General features: G+C 68.6%; 15 protein-coding genes and 1 riboswitch. Of the genes, 14 read left to right on the top strand and 1 reads right to left on the bottom strand.

Annotation, left to right across the window (positions count from 1 at the left end; genetic code table 11):
- Nucleotides 1-44: 44 nt before the first annotated feature.
- The 14 genes from ACYVL2_RS14365 (at nt 45) to ACYVL2_RS14300 (ending at nt 15,378) form a co-directional block, all read left to right on the top strand.
- Nucleotides 45-1,523 carry a rhamnulokinase gene (locus ACYVL2_RS14365; protein ID WP_460544461.1) on the top strand — a complete coding sequence of 493 codons (1,479 nt, stop codon included), beginning with the start codon at nt 45-47 and terminating at the stop codon, nt 1,521-1,523.
- A gap of 53 nt (nt 1,524-1,576) precedes the next feature.
- Nucleotides 1,577-2,872, top strand: coding sequence for an ABC transporter substrate-binding protein (locus ACYVL2_RS14360; protein WP_460544458.1), 1,296 nt, complete (start codon nt 1,577-1,579; stop codon nt 2,870-2,872).
- A gap of 13 nt (nt 2,873-2,885) precedes the next feature.
- Nucleotides 2,886-3,893 (top strand): carbohydrate ABC transporter permease, encoded by a 1,008-nt coding sequence (locus ACYVL2_RS14355; protein ID WP_460544611.1) that lies wholly within the window; start codon nt 2,886-2,888, stop codon nt 3,891-3,893.
- The gene (locus ACYVL2_RS14350; RefSeq protein WP_460544456.1) at nt 3,890-4,780 is read left to right on the top strand and encodes a carbohydrate ABC transporter permease; all 891 of its coding nucleotides are present in this window, start codon (nt 3,890-3,892) and stop codon (nt 4,778-4,780) included. Before ACYVL2_RS14355 ends, ACYVL2_RS14350 begins: the two co-directional genes overlap by 4 nt.
- A gap of 81 nt (nt 4,781-4,861) precedes the next feature.
- Nucleotides 4,862-5,392 carry a hypothetical protein gene (locus tag ACYVL2_RS14345; protein ID WP_460544453.1) on the top strand — a complete coding sequence of 177 codons (531 nt, stop codon included), beginning with the start codon at nt 4,862-4,864 and terminating at the stop codon, nt 5,390-5,392.
- Between the two features lie 92 nt (nt 5,393-5,484).
- Nucleotides 5,485-6,108: a hypothetical protein gene (locus ACYVL2_RS14340; protein ID WP_460544451.1), complete on the top strand. Its 624-nt coding sequence runs from the start codon at nt 5,485-5,487 to the stop codon at nt 6,106-6,108.
- A 306-nt stretch (nt 6,109-6,414) separates the two neighbouring features.
- Nucleotides 6,415-7,017, top strand: a complete 603-nt coding sequence (locus ACYVL2_RS14335) for a CDP-alcohol phosphatidyltransferase family protein (protein ID WP_460544449.1) — start codon at nt 6,415-6,417, stop codon at nt 7,015-7,017.
- Nucleotides 7,018-7,163: 146 nt separating this feature from the next.
- Nucleotides 7,164-7,541 carry a glycine cleavage system protein H gene (gene gcvH, locus ACYVL2_RS14330; protein WP_460544447.1) on the top strand — a complete coding sequence of 126 codons (378 nt, stop codon included), beginning with the start codon at nt 7,164-7,166 and terminating at the stop codon, nt 7,539-7,541.
- 34 nt (nt 7,542-7,575) lie between these two features.
- Nucleotides 7,576-8,013, top strand: coding sequence for an FHA domain-containing protein (locus tag ACYVL2_RS14325; RefSeq protein ID WP_460544445.1), 438 nt, complete (start codon nt 7,576-7,578; stop codon nt 8,011-8,013).
- 136 nt (nt 8,014-8,149) lie between these two features.
- Complete coding sequence (locus tag ACYVL2_RS14320) at nt 8,150-8,620, top strand: bifunctional nuclease family protein (protein WP_460544443.1); 471 nt, start codon at nt 8,150-8,152, stop codon at nt 8,618-8,620.
- A 104-nt stretch (nt 8,621-8,724) separates the two neighbouring features.
- Nucleotides 8,725-9,276: a MerR family transcriptional regulator gene (locus tag ACYVL2_RS14315; RefSeq protein ID WP_460544442.1), complete on the top strand. Its 552-nt coding sequence runs from the start codon at nt 8,725-8,727 to the stop codon at nt 9,274-9,276.
- Between the two features lie 21 nt (nt 9,277-9,297).
- Nucleotides 9,298-9,414: riboswitch (glycine riboswitch) on the top strand.
- A gap of 77 nt (nt 9,415-9,491) precedes the next feature.
- Complete coding sequence (gene gcvP / locus ACYVL2_RS14310) at nt 9,492-12,317, top strand: aminomethyl-transferring glycine dehydrogenase (protein ID WP_460544440.1); 2,826 nt, start codon at nt 9,492-9,494, stop codon at nt 12,315-12,317.
- A gap of 146 nt (nt 12,318-12,463) precedes the next feature.
- Entirely contained in the window at nt 12,464-14,176 is a 1,713-nt protein-coding gene (locus ACYVL2_RS14305; RefSeq protein ID WP_460544438.1) for a vWA domain-containing protein, read from the top strand.
- Nucleotides 14,177-14,238: 62 nt separating this feature from the next.
- Nucleotides 14,239-15,378, top strand: coding sequence for a chorismate-binding protein (locus ACYVL2_RS14300; protein WP_460544609.1), 1,140 nt, complete (start codon nt 14,239-14,241; stop codon nt 15,376-15,378).
- Here the strand turns inward: ACYVL2_RS14300 and ACYVL2_RS14295 are convergent.
- Nucleotides 15,361-15,615 carry a hypothetical protein gene (locus ACYVL2_RS14295; protein WP_460544436.1) on the bottom strand — a complete coding sequence of 85 codons (255 nt, stop codon included), beginning with the start codon at nt 15,613-15,615 and terminating at the stop codon, nt 15,361-15,363. The genes ACYVL2_RS14300 and ACYVL2_RS14295 overlap by 18 nt on opposite strands.
- Nucleotides 15,616-15,840: the final 225 nt, after the last annotated feature.

The raw sequence follows: 15,840 nt of genomic DNA, 5'->3' as shown, positions 1-15,840 counted from the left end.
CGGCGCGCTTCGCGGCGCCTCTCCCCAGACAGGTGTGAGCGCTGATGAGTACTGTCTTGGCCGCGGTAGACCTGGGAGCCTCCTCGGGCCGGGTCATGGCCGCCACCGTCGACGGGGACCGGATCGAGCTGGCCGAGGCCGCCCGGTTCCCCAACCGCGCCGTCTCAGCGGCCGGGCGGCTCTACTGGGACGTCTTCGGACTGTGGAACGGCGTCATCGAAGGACTCCGCTCCCTCGGCTCGGCCGCGGCGATCGGCGTCGACTCCTGGGCGGTCGACTACGCCCTGATCGACGCCGACGGCCACCTGGTCGGCACCCCCGTGTGCTACCGGGACCCGCGCGGCAGAGCCGCGCGGGACGCGCTCCTGGCGGAGACCGGCGCTGAAACGTTTTACTCGCGCACCGGGATCCAGCCACAGCCGTTCAACACGGTCTTCCAGCTGGCCGCCGAGCGGGCCGAGACGCTCCAAGCGGCCGATCGGCTCTTGCTCGTCCCCGACCTCTTCGGGTACTGGCTGACCGATAACACCGCTTGTGAGGCCACCAATGCCTCCACCACCGGCCTGGTCGACCAAACCACCGGCACCTGGAGCGACGAACTGTGCGCCCTGGCCGGCGTCCGGCCCGGCCTGCTCGGCGAGATCACTCCGACCGGCACCGTCCTGGGAGGAGTGACCGACGCGGTCGCGGAAGTGACGGGCCTGGCCCGCGGCACCGAGGTCGTGGCGACCGCCAGCCACGACACCGCCTCGGCGGTGGCCGCCGTCCCCTACGAGACCGACAACGCCGCCTACATCTCGTGCGGCACCTGGTCCCTGGTCGGCGTCGAACGCGACCGGCCGATCCTCTCGGCCGAGGCCATGGAGGCCGGCTTCACCAACGAACGCGCCGCCGACGGGTCGGTCCGCTTCCTGCGCAACGTCGCGGGGCTGTGGCTCCTCCAAGAGTCGCTGCGCACCTGGGAACGGGCCGGACTCGGCCTCGACCTCGGCGACCTCATCGCCGAGGCGGCCAAGGCCCCGCGCCTGCGCTCGATCGTCGATCCCGACGACCCGTCATTCGCCGAACCCGGCGACATGCCCGGGCGCATCCGCGACTGGTGCGCCCGCACCGGCCAGCGCGTCCCCGAGACGCCCGCCGAGATCACCGCCTGCGTGCTCGACTCGCTCGCACTGGCCCACCGCGGGGCCGTCGAACGGCTCGAGGCGCTCGGCGGCGCCGAGGTCGACTTGATCCACATCGTCGGCGGCGGCTCGAACAACGAGCTGCTGTGCCAACTCACCGCCGACGCGACCGGCAGGACCGTCCTGGCCGGGCCCGACGAGGCCACCGCGCTCGGCAACGCCCTGGTGACCGCTCAGGCCCTCGGCCTGATCGGACCGGGAGCCGAGGCCCGGCGGCACGCCGCCCGAGCCTCCGCGCGGCCGCGACGCTTCGAGCCGGCCGGAACGTCCGACCAATGGCGGGCCGCGTCGGCCCGACTCACCGACCTCCCCGGCGCGAGCCGGGGAACAACCGAATAGATCCCGAAGGCCCGCGAGAGCGGGACCCCTCGCATAGAAGGAGAGCATCAACGATGATCCGCATCCGATCCAACGCCACACGGCGCGCCGTCGTGGCCGGTGTGAGCGCGACAGCGCTGCTCGGCACCGTCGCCGCATGCGGCGACGACGGTCCGGCGGGCACCGCCGACGACCCGATCACCATCAGTTTCGAATGGTGGGGCAACGAAGACCGCGCCGAGATCACCCAGGAAGCGGTCGACCTGTTCGAGGAGCAGAACCCGGGCATCGAAGTCCAGACCAACTTCGCCGACTTCCCGGACTACTGGTCGTCGATGACGACCCGCATGGCCGCTCGGGATCTGCCGGACGTCATGAACATGGACTACTCGCGGCTGCTGCAGTTCGGCGACAACGGCATGCTCCTGCCCCTCGAGGACTACGTCGACACCTCCGACTTCGTCGAGGGCTTCCTCGACACCGGGTACGTGAACGACGAGCTCGTGGCCGTCCCGATCGCTGGGAACACCCTCAGCCTGATCTACCGCACCGACGTGTTCGAAGACGCCGGAGTAGAGCTCGAGGCCGGATACACCTGGGACGACTACCACGAGGCGATGGCCGAGGTCACCGCCGCCTGGGGCACCGACGAGCAGTGGGGCGGCGGCGACTACGCCGGCCAGTACCACTTCATGGAGCTGTGGCTGCGCCAGCAGGGCGGCAGCTTCTACACCGAGGACGGCACGGCGCTCAACTTCGACGAGGCCCAGTTGACCGAATGGTGGCAGAAGACCGCCGACCTGCATGAGAGCGGCGCGGTGCCGCCGGTCGACATCACCTCCCAGTGGGAGGAGAACGCTCTGGTGCTCGACGCGCAGGCCTCGGAGATCGGCTGGGACAACTTCCTGGCCTGGCATGCCCCGGCCGTCGCCGAGAACGGCGGCGAACTGGGCCTGATGGCTCCGCCGACCGAGGACCCGAACAACATCGGCCTCTACCTCAAGCCCGCGATGCAGCTGACGATCGGTGCCAACACCGAGCACCCGGAAGAGGCCGGACGGCTCATCGAGTTCCTGCTGACCGATCCGGAGGCGATCAAGATCCTCGGCACCAACCGCGGTATCCCGGCCACCAACGTCGGACGCGAGAACGTCGAGATCGACGAGATCTCGCAGAAGGTCCTCGACTACGAGGAGAGCGTCTCGCAGTACCTGACTTCGCCGCCGCCGGCCCCGCCGGCCGCGACCGGAGCCATCGAGGTCAAGTTCGCCGAGCTCTACGAGACGGTGCTGTACGGAGAACAGTCGGTCGAAGAAGCCGTCAGCGCCTTCTTCACCGAGGCCGCTACTCTGCTCGAATCCGAACAGTAGCCAGTATTAAGGAATTGTGACCGTGCCTGCTTCTCCCTCCACCGCGACCGACCCGGGCACCGGGTCCGTCGTCGAGGCCGAGGCACCGCCGGATCGCGGGAATCGCCGTGGGGCGGCCAAACGCCGCTCCACGGCGGTCCGCGGCGGTGAGCGCCTGGCCGGCTATACGTTCATGCTCCCGTGGCTGATCGGCACCGCGGTGCTGACGATCGGGCCGATGGCCTGGTCGCTGTACCTGTCGTTCACCAACTACCACCTGGTCCGCGGCGGTGAGTGGATCGGCCTGGCGAACTACACGGCGATGTTCTCCGATCCGATGTTCGGCCGCGCGGTGCGGGTGACGCTCGTCTACGTGCTGGTGTCGGTGCCGATCAAGCTGGTCGCGTCGCTGGCGGTGGCGATGCTGCTGTCACAGCGCCGTCGCGGGATGGGCTTCTACCGAGCGGCGTTCTACATGCCCTCCCTGATCGCCATGAGCGTCGGGGTGGCGTTGATCTGGCGGGCCCTGTTCTCCAACAACGGCGTCCAGGACAGCGTCATGAGCCGGTTCGGGTGGGACGGCGGCGGGTTCCTGGGGAATCCGTCGGTGTCGATCCTGATGCTGGTACTGCTGGCGGTGTGGAGTTTCGGCGCTCCGATGGTGATCTTCCTGGCCGGGCTGATGCAGGTGCCGCAGGAGCTGTACGAGGCCGCCGACGTCGACGGGGCCAGTAAGGTGCGGAAGTTCTTCCACATCACGCTGCCGATGCTGTCGCCGGTGATCTTCTTCAACGTGCTGATGGAGACGGTCGGGGCGTTCCAGCTGTTCGGGCCGGCCTACATCATCGGCGGCGAGTCGGGCGCCCCGGCCTGGTCGACGCTGTTCTACACCGTGCGCATCTACACCCTGGCGTTCACCGACTTCCGGATGGGCTACGCCTCGGCGTACGCCTGGATGCTGGTGATCGCCGTCGGGATCGTCACGCTGTTCATGTTCCGGGCCGCCAAACGGCTCGTGTATTACGCGGGGGAGGACCGATGAGCGTCGTCAAGACCGCCGGGGGCCGGGAGCTGGTCCGCAACACGCCCCCGGCCTCCGAGCGGGCCAAATCGGTGGTATGGCACGTGTCGCTGCTGATCGTGCTCGCCGTCGTCCTGTATCCGCTGCTGTGGGTCATGACCGCCTCGGTCAAGGGCAACGCCGACATCATCACCGACACGTCTCTGTGGCCGCAGACGATGACTTGGGACCACTTCGCGGACGCCTTCGACGGCCTCGCCGGCGTCCCGCTATGGCGCTTCTTCTGGAACTCGACGCTGATCGCCGTGCTCTCGGTGGTCGGGGTGGTGGCCTCGTGCTCGATGACCGCCTACGCGCTCGGACGGCTGCGATTTCCCGGCCGGACGGCGATGTTCGGAATCGTGATCGCCACCTTGCTGCTGCCCGGCCAAGTGATGCTGATCCCGCAGTACCTGATCTTCTCCGAGCTGGATCTGACCAACTCGTACGTGCCGCTGGTGATCGGGAAGTTCCTTGCGCTGGACGCGTTCTTCGTGTTCCTCTACATCCAGTTCATGCGCGGCATCCCCAGGGAGCTCGACCAGGCCGCGAAGATCGACGGGGCCGGGCACTTCAGGATCTTCTTCTCGATCCTGCTGCCGCTGATGCGGCCGGCGGTCGTGACCAGTTCGATCTTCACGTTCATCTGGTCCTGGAACGATTTCCTGGGGCCGCTGATCTACCTGTACGACATGGAGAAGTTCCCGCTGCCCCGCCTGCTCCAGGCTTACAACAACTCCGAAGGGGTCACCAACTGGGGCGGCATGATGGCCATGACGCTGCTGTCGCTGGTGCCGGTGGTGCTGTTCTTCCTGGTGTTCCAGAAGTTCCTCATCCGCGGCATCGCCACCTCCGGTGTCAAGGGGTAGGCCGACATGGCGAGGGCGACCGGAAGAGCGCGCGGCCGAGGTGACGACGAGACGCGACCGTTCGCGCTTTTCGCCGAGTGCGTGCTCACCGGACTGTGGCTGTCCGCGGCTTCGCTCGCGGTGGTCACGGCCCCGGCCGCCCTCGCCGCCTCGACGCGCCACCTGGCGGCCTTCCTCGACGGCACGCCGGCGTCGCTGCGCATCTTCCTGCGGGACCTGCGCACCGCCTGGACCGGCGGCGGCTGGAAGGCCGGCCTGGCCGTCCTCGGCGCGGCGCTGTTGATCGGGGGCGACCTGGCGCTGCTCACCATCGAGGGAGTCCCCGGCCGCCCGGTCGTCGCCGTGCTGACGATGGCCGTGGCCGCCGCCGCGGCCTCCGTCCTGCTCCGTGCCGGCGCCTCCTGGCGTCCGGGTGCCTCCTGGAAGGACCTGTTCGCCACCGCCGTTGAAGACGCCAGGAGCGACCTGACCGGCACCGGCATCCTCCTGGGCGGGCTGCTCGTCCTCGTCGTCTCCACCTGGGCGCTGTGGATCCTCTTCGTCCCCATGAGCGGGTGCCTGGCCGGCGCCGCCCTGGCGGTGCGCCGCCGCCTGGAAGCCCGCCAATCCTAGAGACGAGTCCTGCTCGAGGAGGAAGGGAGCTCCTTCCAGCGGCGGTGGTGGGCAATTGGTAGCTTGAGGACACCCGAACCTTGGAGGAGACCATGACCAACCCACCCCAGGCCCAGGAGAAGAAGCCCCGCCCAGGCTCCGTGACCGTCGCGGTCGTGCTGCAGCTGGCGCTGGCGGCCGTCTTGATCGTCTCGGGCGTGCTCGGCCTGTTGTACGGTGCCGAGGCCCAGGAGGCGTTCGAGAACGAGCTGGCGGCCCAGGGCGTCGGCGGCAACGAGATGGCCGCCGGCGCCGGCGGCTTCGACTCGGCCGCGAACCTGATCTTCCCGGGCATCCTCGCCGTCCTGTTGATCGTGCTCGGGCTGCTGAACGCCGCCGGCAACCGTCCCGGACGCATCCTCACCTGGATCTTCCAGCCGCTCATCCTCATCTGCGGCGGCTTCATCTTCGCCGGCAGCGTCTTCGCCGCCCAGCTGATGCAGTGGACCTTCGACAACTCCGGCGACGAGCAGCTCGAGAGCCTCGACGCCCAGGCCCTGGTCGACGCCGCTTACAGCGCCTACCCGGCGTGGAGCGTCATCGTCGACTGGGCGGTGATCCTCCTGGCGACGGTCGGCTCGCTGCTGGTGATCATCCTGCTGGCCGTGCCGGCCTCGAACGCGTACTTCCGCAAGGAGCCGCCGCAGCAGTACATCCCCGGAGCCCCGCCCCAGTAAGGACCGAACCGCGCAACCCGGGCCGCACTCCGGCCCGGGTTGTTTTCTATCACTCTTTTAACTAGAGATATATCGACACCGAGGTTTCGAACCTCGGTCGAATCCGACGCCGTCTGCACCGCAAAGGTCCGATATCGCCGGGCTTCGCCCGTCAGCGACCCCACACCGGCTCGCAATTTACGGAATACACCGTCGGACCCCTGCGGCTAGAATCGCGATACACCCACCGCACACCCGTCGACGACACGCTCGCACTGGGCCGAGCACAAAGGAACCACGGCTTCCGCAGCCGCTGAGAGGACCGACTTGAACAACGCAGCAGCGCCCGCCGGCTGGGGGGTATGGACGTGGCCGAACCTGGTCACCGCCGTCCGGCTGCTCGGCATCCCCTTGTTCTGCTACCTGCTGCTGGCGACCGAGTACTACTGGCAGGCCGCGGTCGTGCTGGCCGTCGGCGGCGGCACCGACTGGGTCGACGGGCAGCTGGCCCGCCGCCTCAACCAGGTCTCCAAGCTCGGCCGCCTGCTCGACCCGTTCGTCGACCGCCTCTACATCCTCACCGCGCTGCTGGCCCTGACCTTCGTCGGCCTGCTGCCGTGGCTGTTCACCATCGCCGTCCTCGCCCGTGAAGCGGTCCTGGTCAGCATGGTCGTCATCCTCCGCTGGCACGGCTACGCCCCGCCACAGGTGCACTTCCTCGGCAAGTGCGCCACCACCGTCGTGTTCATGTCGTTCCCGGTCCTGGTCGTCGCCGGACTGGTCAACGACGCCGCCGTCTGGGCCGCCCCGCTGGGGTGGGCACTGGCCTGGTGGGGCCTGGGCCTGTACTGGCTGGCCGCCTTCGTCTACGTCCGCCAGGCCGCCGAACTCATCCGCGAGAAGCGCTCACGGTCCGGCGTGGCGGCCTGACGCCCGGGCCGATGCGAACCGTTGCACGGCGAACACATAGATTGTCATGATCACGCAAACGCGGACCCGCCGACGGGGCCGGCGGCCTTGGCGATACGGTCATGTGCGGCCGATCCGCTTCCAGGCGGGCGTAGAGGGGAGCACAGGTGAATCCGGAGCAGCTGCGTTACACCGCGGAACACGAGTGGGTCGAGCGGCGCGACGGCGACGTCGTCCGCGTCGGCGTCACCGACTTCGCCCAGAACGCGCTCGGAGACGTCGTCTTCGTGCAGCTCCCGGAGGCAGGCTCGCAGGTGCAGGCGGGGGACGTGGTCGGCGAAGTCGAGTCGACCAAGAGCGTCTCGGACGTGTACGCTCCTGTAACCGGTAGGATTACCGCACGCAATGACGAATTGTCGGAATCCCCGGAATTGGTGAACAGCGACCCCTATCAGGCGGGCTGGATGTTCGACATCGAAGTCGACGATCCGGGCTCGCTCACCGCTTTGCTCGACGCCGCTGCGTATGCGAAGCTTACGGAGTGACCAGAGGGTCCAGACTTGTAGAAGGTGGCAATCCATGACGCGTTCGAATGACGAGTTCCCTCCGCCGGATGTGACGGCCACGATGAACCTCTCCGCCTTGCAGGAGAGCGGAGAGGTCGACGCGGAGCTGAACTCTGCGAGGCTGGCAGACTCCCTGCCGGCGGGAACCGCGCTGCTGGTAGTCCGCCGTGGACCGAACGCCGGCGCCCGCTTCCTGCTCAACACGGAAGTGACCACGTCCGGCCGCCATCCCGACTCCGACATCTTCCTCGACGACGTGACCGTCTCCCGGCGCCACGCCGAGTTCCACCGCGACGTCTCGGGCTTCACCGTCCGCGACGTCGGCAGCCTCAACGGCACCTACGTCAACCGCGAGCGCGTGGAGACCGCCACGCTCGGCAACGGCGACGAGGTCCAGATCGGCAAGTTCCGTCTGGTCTTCATCAGCGGTCCCAAGCCGGCCGCGGCCTGACCCAGACGCCCCGATGGGCGTCCGCTCGGATCAAGTCGAACGATTTGCGAGTAGGCTGAGAGACACAGGGCCCGCCCGGGTCTCACCCGGGGCGGGTCCGGCATCAGCGACGACGGCACCCGTTGGAGGCGAACCGGTGCGGATGATGACCGTAGTCGGGGTCCGCGTGGAACTCCCGAGCAACCAACCGGTGGTCCTGCTCAAGGAGACCGACGGCAACCGCTACCTCCCGATCTGGATCGGCACGGTCGAGGCGGCGGCGATCGCGTATCAGCAGCAGGACGTGCAGCTGTCGAGGCCGCTGACGCACGACTTGATGCGGGATGTGCTGGAGGCGCTGGAGGTGTCGCTGTCGTCGGTGGAGATCACCGAGCTGCGTGACACGGTGTATTACGCCGAGCTGGTCCTCGACGGCGAGACTCGCGTGTCCTCGCGTTCTTCGGACGCGATCGCGCTCGCGTTGCGGGCGGATGCTCCGATCTGGTGTGCCGATGAGGTCCTCGATGAGGCCGGTGTGGTCCTGCCGGACACGCAGGAGGACGAAGTGGAGAAATTCCGCGAGTTCCTCGAAGAGGTCTCGCCCGAAGACTTCGATGAACATCACTGAGTTGCGTCGGTTCTGACCTGCCGGTCAATATCCTCGTTCGGCCCATTGTGCTGAGTCTGCGCGTTACTCTCACCTTCGTAGAGCCCGACGGTGCGGAGGACGCGATGGATGCCCACAGTGAATCGAGCGGCCGGAGCACGGCGGCACCGACCCAGATCCGCGGTTGGCGCGGTACGGCCGCCTGTCGGGTCGTGGGCATCAGTTACCGGCAGTTGGACTACTGGGCGCGCACCGGTCTGGTCGAGCCGAGCATCAGGCGCGCCAGCGGGTCGGGTTCGAACCGTCTCTACTCCTTCCGGGACATCATCGTGCTGAAGGTCATCAAGCGCCTCCTGGACGCCGGGGTGTCGTTGCAGAACATCCGCAAGGCCGTCGAGGCGCTGCGCAGCCGCGGGGTGAAGGATCTGGCCGAGATCACGCTCATGTCGGACGGGTCGACGGTCTATGAGTGCCGCTCGGCCGGTGAGGTCATCGATCTGCTGCGCGGTGGGCAGGGGGTCTTCGGTATCGCGGTGCGTTCGACGGTCACCGAGGTCATGGGGCGCCTGGCGGCGCTGCCGGGCGCCGAGATCCCGGTCTCGCCGCCGGAGCAGCTGGCCTCGCGGCGGGGCCCTGAATCCGGTCCCGTGCCGCATCGACGACGCAGCGCCTCCTGACATACGATGGGTTCAGAGCCGGAAAACCAGGCGGGAGAGACCGCGCGGGTTCGCTGAGGCAAGTGCAGCGGCCGGGCGCGGCACCGAAGGGGCAAGTCCCTCTCCGAAGCTCTCAGGTACCAGGACCGCCGGGAATTGGCCGCTCTGAAACCGGGCACGCCGGTGACAGATGAGGGGACGTAATCGCACGTACTGTCGCCGGAGGTCGTTTTTCCGTGTTCTCGTCTTCGTTTCCTGAGCGCCACATCGGCACCAGCGCCGCCGACCGCGACGCCATGCTCAAGGTCGTCGGTTATCCGAGTGTCGAGGCGCTCATGGACGCCTGCATGCCCGAGCTGATTCGTACCGCCGGGGGCCTGGACCTGCCGCAGGGGGTCTCGGAGGCCGAGGCGCAGGCGGAGCTGCGGGCGATCGCCGAGACCAATCGGCCCATGCGCTCGATGATCGGGCTGGGCTATTACGGGACCCACACGCCGGCGGTCATCCGCCGCAACATTCTCGAGAACCCGTCTTGGTACACCGCTTATACGCCGTACCAGGCCGAGATCAGCCAGGGCCGTCTGGAGGCGCTGTTGAACTTCCAGACCGCGGTCGCCGACTTGACCGGTCTGCCGGTCGCGGGGGCGAGCCTGCTCGATGAGGCCACCGCGGCGGCCGAGGCCATGCTCTTGGCGCGACGCGCCGCCGGTCGCGGGGCGGGCGATGTCTTCGTGGTCGATTCGGGAGTGCTGCCTCAGACGCTGGCGGTGCTGCGGACTCGCGCTGAGCCGCTGGGCATCGAGCTGATCGTGTCCGACTGCGCGGAGGTCTCGGATCTGCCGGAGGGGATGTTCGGGCTGCTGCTGCAGTATCCGGGCGCGGACGGCGCCGTCGGCGACTGGTCGGCGACGGTCGAGGCCGCCCATGAGCGGGGCGCGGCCGTGGCCGTCGCGGCCGATCTGCTGGCGTTGGCGCTGCTGACTCCGCCGGGGGAGTTCGGCGCCGATATCGCGGTGGGCACCACGCAGCGGTTCGGTGTTCCGATGGGCTTCGGCGGGCCGCACGCGGGCTACATGTCGGTGCGCGAGGACCTGAAGCGGCAGCTGCCGGGTCGGCTGGTGGGCGTGTCGCGGGATGCGGAGGGGGCGCCGGCGCTGCGGCTGGCGTTGCAGACGCGCGAGCAGCACATCCGCCGTGAGCGGGCCACCAGCAACATCTGCACCGCGCAGGTGCTGCCGGCGGTGATGGCCTCGGCGTACGCGGTCTGGCACGGCCCCGAGGGTCTGCGGCGCATCGCCGAGGACGTGGCCGGCAAGGCCGCGCGGCTGGCGGCGTCGCTGGAGGCGGCGGGCGTCGAGGTGGACGGTGAGGCGTTCTTCGACACGGTCGTGGCCGCCGCGCCGGGCCGGGCCGAGGCGGTGGTCGCCGCCGCGGCGGCCGGTGGTGTCAATCTGCGCCGGGTCGACGCCGACTCGGTGGCCGTGGCGTGCGATGAGACGACGCGCGAGTCGGATCTGCGGATCGTCTGCGAGGCCTTCGGCGCGCAGTTGCTGGCCGGCGAGCGGGAGCCGGCGATCCCGGCGTCGCTGCGCCGCCACAGCGCCTACCTGACTCACCCGGTGTTCTCCTCGCACCGCTCCGAGACGGCGATGATGCGTTACCTCAAGCGGTTGGCCGACGCCGACTACGGGCTGGACCGGGGCATGATCCCGCTGGGGTCGTGCACCATGAAGCTCAACGCCGCCGCCGAGATGGAGCCGGTCTCCTGGCCCGAGTTCGCCGATGTGCACCCGTTGGCGCCGCAGGACCAGACGGCCGGTTGGCGGCGGCTGATCGACCAGCTCGAAGGCTGGCTCGCCGAGGTGTGCGGCTACGCGGCCGTGAGTGTTCAGCCCAACGCCGGTTCTCAGGGCGAACTGGCCGGTCTGCTGGCCATCAAGGCCTGGCAGGAGGACCGCGGCGAGGGCGGCAGGGACGTGTGCCTGATCCCCGCCAGCGCGCACGGTACGAATGCGGCTTCGGCGGTGCTCGCCGGGATGCGCGTGGTGGTGGTGGCCTGTGATGAGGCGGGGAATATCGACCTGGCGGATTTGGAGGCGAAGATCGGGGCGAACGCCGAGTCGCTGGCGGCGCTGATGGTCACCTATCCGTCGACCCACGGGGTGTACGAGTCGTCGATTGTGGAGGTGTGCGGGAGGGTCCATGATGCGGGCGGCCAGGTGTACGTCGATGGCGCGAACCTGAATGCGCTGCTGGGTTGGGCCAAGCCCGGCCGGTTCGGCGCGGACGTGTCGCATCTGAACCTGCACAAGACGTTCTGTATTCCGCACGGTGGGGGTGGGCCGGGCGTCGGTCCGGTGGCGGTGGCCGAGCACCTGGCCCCGTACGTGCCGTCTGATCCGATGGCCGCCGAGTCGGGTGGGGTCGGTCCGGTTGCGCAGGCCCGGTGGGGGTCGGCGGGGATTCTTCAGATTCCGTGGATGTATTTGCGGATGATGGGCCCTGATGGGGTGGTGGCGGCGACGTCGTCGGCGGTGTTGGCGGCGAATTATGTGGCCGCGCGGTTGCGGGAGGTGTTCCCGGTGTTGTACGCGGGGGAGCATGGCCTGGTGGCGCATGAGTGCATTCTGGATCTTCGGCAGGTCACCAAGGAGACGGGGGTGACGGTCGAGGATGTGGCGAAGCGGTTGATCGATTACGGGTTTCATGCGCCGACGATGTCGTTTCCGGTGGGGGGGACGTTGATGGTGGAGCCGACCGAGTCGGAGGATTTGGCGGAGTTGGATCGGTTCTGTGCGGCGATGGTCGCGATTCGCGGTGAGATCGATGCGGTCGCGTCCGGGGTGGTGTCGGTGGAGGATTCGGTGTTGCGGCATGCGCCGCATACGGCGGCGGCGGTGACGGCCGGGGAGTGGGATCGGGTGTATTCGCGGGCTGAGGCGGTGTGGCCGGTGGGGGTGTCCGGCGGTAAGTATTGGCCGCCGGTGGGTCGGGTGGACAATGCGTGGGGGGATCGGCATCTGGCGTGTACGTGTCCGCCGGTGGAGGCGTTCGGGGGTTAGTTCGCGTTTCGGTGCGTTGTTCGGCGCGTTCGTTGCGCGGGGTTGTGGCCGGTGGGTCGGGTGGGTCGTGTGTTCGGCCGATGGTGCCTCGTCTGGGGTGCGGTGGGGTGTGGGCTTTAGACTGGCTGCCGACGGTTCCCCCAGGAGTGAAGCTGATGGTTTTCGGGCATACGCGCGCAGTGAAGTCGCACCGCACCGGGCGGCGGCGGAAGAAGGGCGGTGCGCGGTTGCCGGTGGCGCCGTGGATCGTGATCACGTTGGCGTGTGTGCTGGTGGCGTCGGCGTTGACGGCCGGGTATGTGATGTTGCTGCGTGCGGGTTGTGGTGGGGACACGTATCGGGTGTCGGTGGTGGCTGCGGGGAATATTCACGGGACGTTGGATGATCTGGCCGCTGAGTGGGAGCGGGGGGCTCCTGAGTTGGACGGTCAGTGTGTGGGGGTGGAGGTGCATGCGCTGTCGGCGGTGGAGGCGTCTCGTGGTCTGACCGGTGAGTGGGACACGGTGTCGTTGGGTCCGCGGCCGATCGCGTGGGTGCCGGATTCGGATGTGTGGCCGGAGTGGGTTACCGGTACTGAGGCGACGGCGGATCTGTTCTCGTCGGAGCCGGTGGTGTTGGGTCAGTCGAAGACGGTGTTGGCGGTGCCGGAGCCGGTGGCGGGGGATTTGGGTTGGCTGGGTGGTCAGCCGCCGTCGTGGGATGCGGTGTTGGAGGCTTCGGAGTCGGGGGAGGTGCGGTTGGCGGCGGCGAATCCGCGGACGTCGACCGAGGGGCTGCAGTCGATGTTGAATGCGGTCAGTGACGGGTCCGGTGGGGTGGATCTGGAGGCGATGGAGCGGTATAACGCGGCGATCGAGCGGGGGCAGGTCGCTGAGAGCGCGGAGGCGTTGTTCTCGGCGTGGGGTGAGGCCGAGGATCCGGGGTCGTTCGCGAATGTGTTCACGGCGTTGGATTATCAGGTGGCGGATTTCAATGCGGGTTCGGATCTTGAGTTCGAGTTGGTGCCGATTACGCCCAGTGGTACGGGTTTGGATGCGGTGTATCCGTATCTGGTGTTGGACGGTGCCGGTTGGGTCTCGCCCAGTGATGCGGCGATCGGTGGGATGTTCGGTGAGTATCTGCAGACGTCGGGGGCGTTGTCGGAGTTCGCCGACGATGGTGTGGCGCCGGTGGCCGATGGTGGGGCTTCGCAGTCGCCGATCACCGGTGAGACGGTGCGTGAGGCGGTGCGTCAGTGGCAGTTGATGCGGCGGGATCTGCATGTGCTGGTCGTGGTGGACCGGTCGGCGGGGGGTGGTTCGCAGACGGTGGAGTACGGGGGTGAGCAGGTGGCGGCTTCGGATGCGCAGTTGCGGTTGGCGGTGTCGTTCGTGCGGGAGTTGGGGTCGACCTCGCGGGCCGGTCTGTGGGAGTTCGGGGTGGGTGCCGGTGAGGGCAATCGGCGTTCGGTGGTCGAGTCGGCCGAGCTTGGCGGGGATCATGCCGAGTCGTTGGAGTCGGCGTTGTGGTCGCTGGGGGATGCGGGTTTGTATCCGGGCGGTTCGCCGCTGTTCGATACGGTGACGGCCGCTTATGACTATATGGCCGGCAATTATGTCGATGGGGCCGACAATGTGATCGTGGTGTTGACCGCGAACGGGGTCGATGAGGTGAGTGCGCCGACGATCGAGGAGACGACGGCGGCGTTGGTCGAGCGGGCCGCTGAGCAGTCGGGTCCGGTGTCGGTGTACACGGTCGGGTTCGGGGATGCGGATGTGGAGAATTTGACCTCGATCGCCGAGGCGACGGGCGGGTCGTATATTCCGGCGCCGTCTTCGGGTGGTCTGGTGGCGCATCTGCGGGAGCGGTTGGTGAACTGAGGCACTGGCGTGGCTGTGGCCGGGCGGTGGCGGAGTGGGCCGATCACACTGGTGGGGTGCCGATGTTCTCGAGGGTTCGTGTTGCCCCGCCGGGGGTTCCCCCTGCGTGTGGCGGCCGGTTGGTGGAGGTCGACCGGTTGGAGTGGCGCGTGGGCGACGGCGGGGATCCGGCGGGGTTGGTCGCTGATTTCTGCGACCGGTACGGGTCGGTGCATTCGGGGCGGGTCGGGGAGCCGTGCGGGGTGGCGGTGATGGTGTCGGCCGCGGCGGGGGCGGCGATGATCGGCGGGGCGGTCGGTGCGGCCAGTCCGTGCCCGGCGGTGCCGGATGTGGCTTTGGTCGCTTACTCGCACGGGGATGCGGTGCCGGATCGGCCGGTGGGGTCGTTCGCGGTGGGGCCGTGGCGGCGGTCGTGGAGTGAGGCCGATCATGCCGCGGCGGTGGCGGCGGTGCAGGAGGCGATCGGGCGCGGTCAGGTGTATCAGGCGTGCGTGGTCGGGCATCGGCGGGCGCGGTGGCGCGGGGATGCGGCGGGGGTGGCTTCGGCGGTGGCCGGTGTGAGCGGCGCGGTCTGGGGCGGGGTGGTGGCCGGCGGGGACTGGATGGTCGCCTCTGGGTCGCCGGAGTGTTTTCTGGAGGCCGATGGCCGGCGGGCGGTGACGTATCCGATCAAGGGGACGGCTCCGGCGACGGCCTCGGGCCGGCGGGCGCTGCTGGCGAGTGTGAAGGAGCGGGCCGAGCATGTGATGATCGTGGACTTGGAGCGCAATGATCTGGCGCGGGTGGCGCAGCCCGGTTCGGTGGCGGTGTCGGGGCTGTTCACGGTGCGGCGGTGGGCTGATCTGTGGCAGGCCGAGTCGGCGGTGTCGTGTCGTCTGGTGCCGGGCACGGACGTGGCGGCGTTGTTGCGGGCGGTGTGTCCGCCGGGGTCGGTGACCGGTACGCCGAAGTTGTCGGTGCTGGAGTTGCTGTCGGGTCTGGAGCCGGTGGGTCGGGGTCCGGCGATGGGGGCGATGGGGTTCTGTTCGGCCGGGCGGTTGCGGTTGGGGTTGACGATCCGGACGGTGGCGGTCGAGGCCGGGTGGGTGCATGTGTGGGCCGGTGGTGGCATTACGTGGCGGTCGGATCCGGTCGCGGAGGTCGCCGAGGCCGAGTCGAAGGCCGGCGGTGTGGTGGCGGCGCTGTCAGGTGCCGGTGCGTGAGCGGTTCCAGATGTCGATGGTGTGGGCTTTGGCCGATTCGCGCAGGGCGGGGGGCCATTCGGCGCGGTAGAGGCGCAGCCGGGGGGTGGCCGTGTCGAGTTCGACGACGCAGCCGAGGGCCATGGGCGGGTCGGGGTGGACTCTGCGGAGCCAGACGGTGGTGCCGTGGTCGTCGCCGCTGACTTGGATGGTGCGGTGTTCGAGTTGGAACTGCCCGAGTATTTTCGGCTCGTTCATCGCTGGTCCTCACCATGTCCGTTTCCCACCGTCGCGGCGCGAGGCTCCCGCCTGGGGCGGGGGTCGCGCTCGGGTCCATCTTCGCCATGGTGGTGTGGCGATGTCAATACCCGCCTGGGCCCTGGGGAGGGTGAATGCGCTGTATACGGCCGATGAGACGGTGCTGTGTCGGGTACCCGTTAGTTGACCGATCGTCGGGCCGGTGCCGGGGCGGCTGTGTCAAGC

It is taken from the genome of Glycomyces halotolerans, assembly GCF_054779575.1.
The sequence above is the reverse complement of the archived record's forward strand: the minus strand, read 5'-3'. Positions and strand labels throughout refer to the sequence as shown.

Coding starts and splice junctions, on each gene's coding strand:
- ACYVL2_RS14350 (WP_460544456.1), top strand. CDS start 3,890: ATGAGCGTCGTCAAGACCGCCGGGGGCCGGGAGCTGGTCCGCAACACG.
- ACYVL2_RS14295 (WP_460544436.1), bottom strand. CDS start 15,615: ATGAACGAGCCGAAAATACTCGGGCAGTTCCAACTCGAACACCGCACC.
- ACYVL2_RS14300 (WP_460544609.1), top strand. CDS start 14,239: ATGTTCTCGAGGGTTCGTGTTGCCCCGCCGGGGGTTCCCCCTGCGTGT.
- ACYVL2_RS14365 (WP_460544461.1), top strand. CDS start 45: ATGAGTACTGTCTTGGCCGCGGTAGACCTGGGAGCCTCCTCGGGCCGG.
- ACYVL2_RS14315 (WP_460544442.1), top strand. CDS start 8,725: ATGGATGCCCACAGTGAATCGAGCGGCCGGAGCACGGCGGCACCGACC.
- ACYVL2_RS14340 (WP_460544451.1), top strand. CDS start 5,485: ATGACCAACCCACCCCAGGCCCAGGAGAAGAAGCCCCGCCCAGGCTCC.
- ACYVL2_RS14325 (WP_460544445.1), top strand. CDS start 7,576: ATGACGCGTTCGAATGACGAGTTCCCTCCGCCGGATGTGACGGCCACG.
- ACYVL2_RS14360 (WP_460544458.1), top strand. CDS start 1,577: ATGATCCGCATCCGATCCAACGCCACACGGCGCGCCGTCGTGGCCGGT.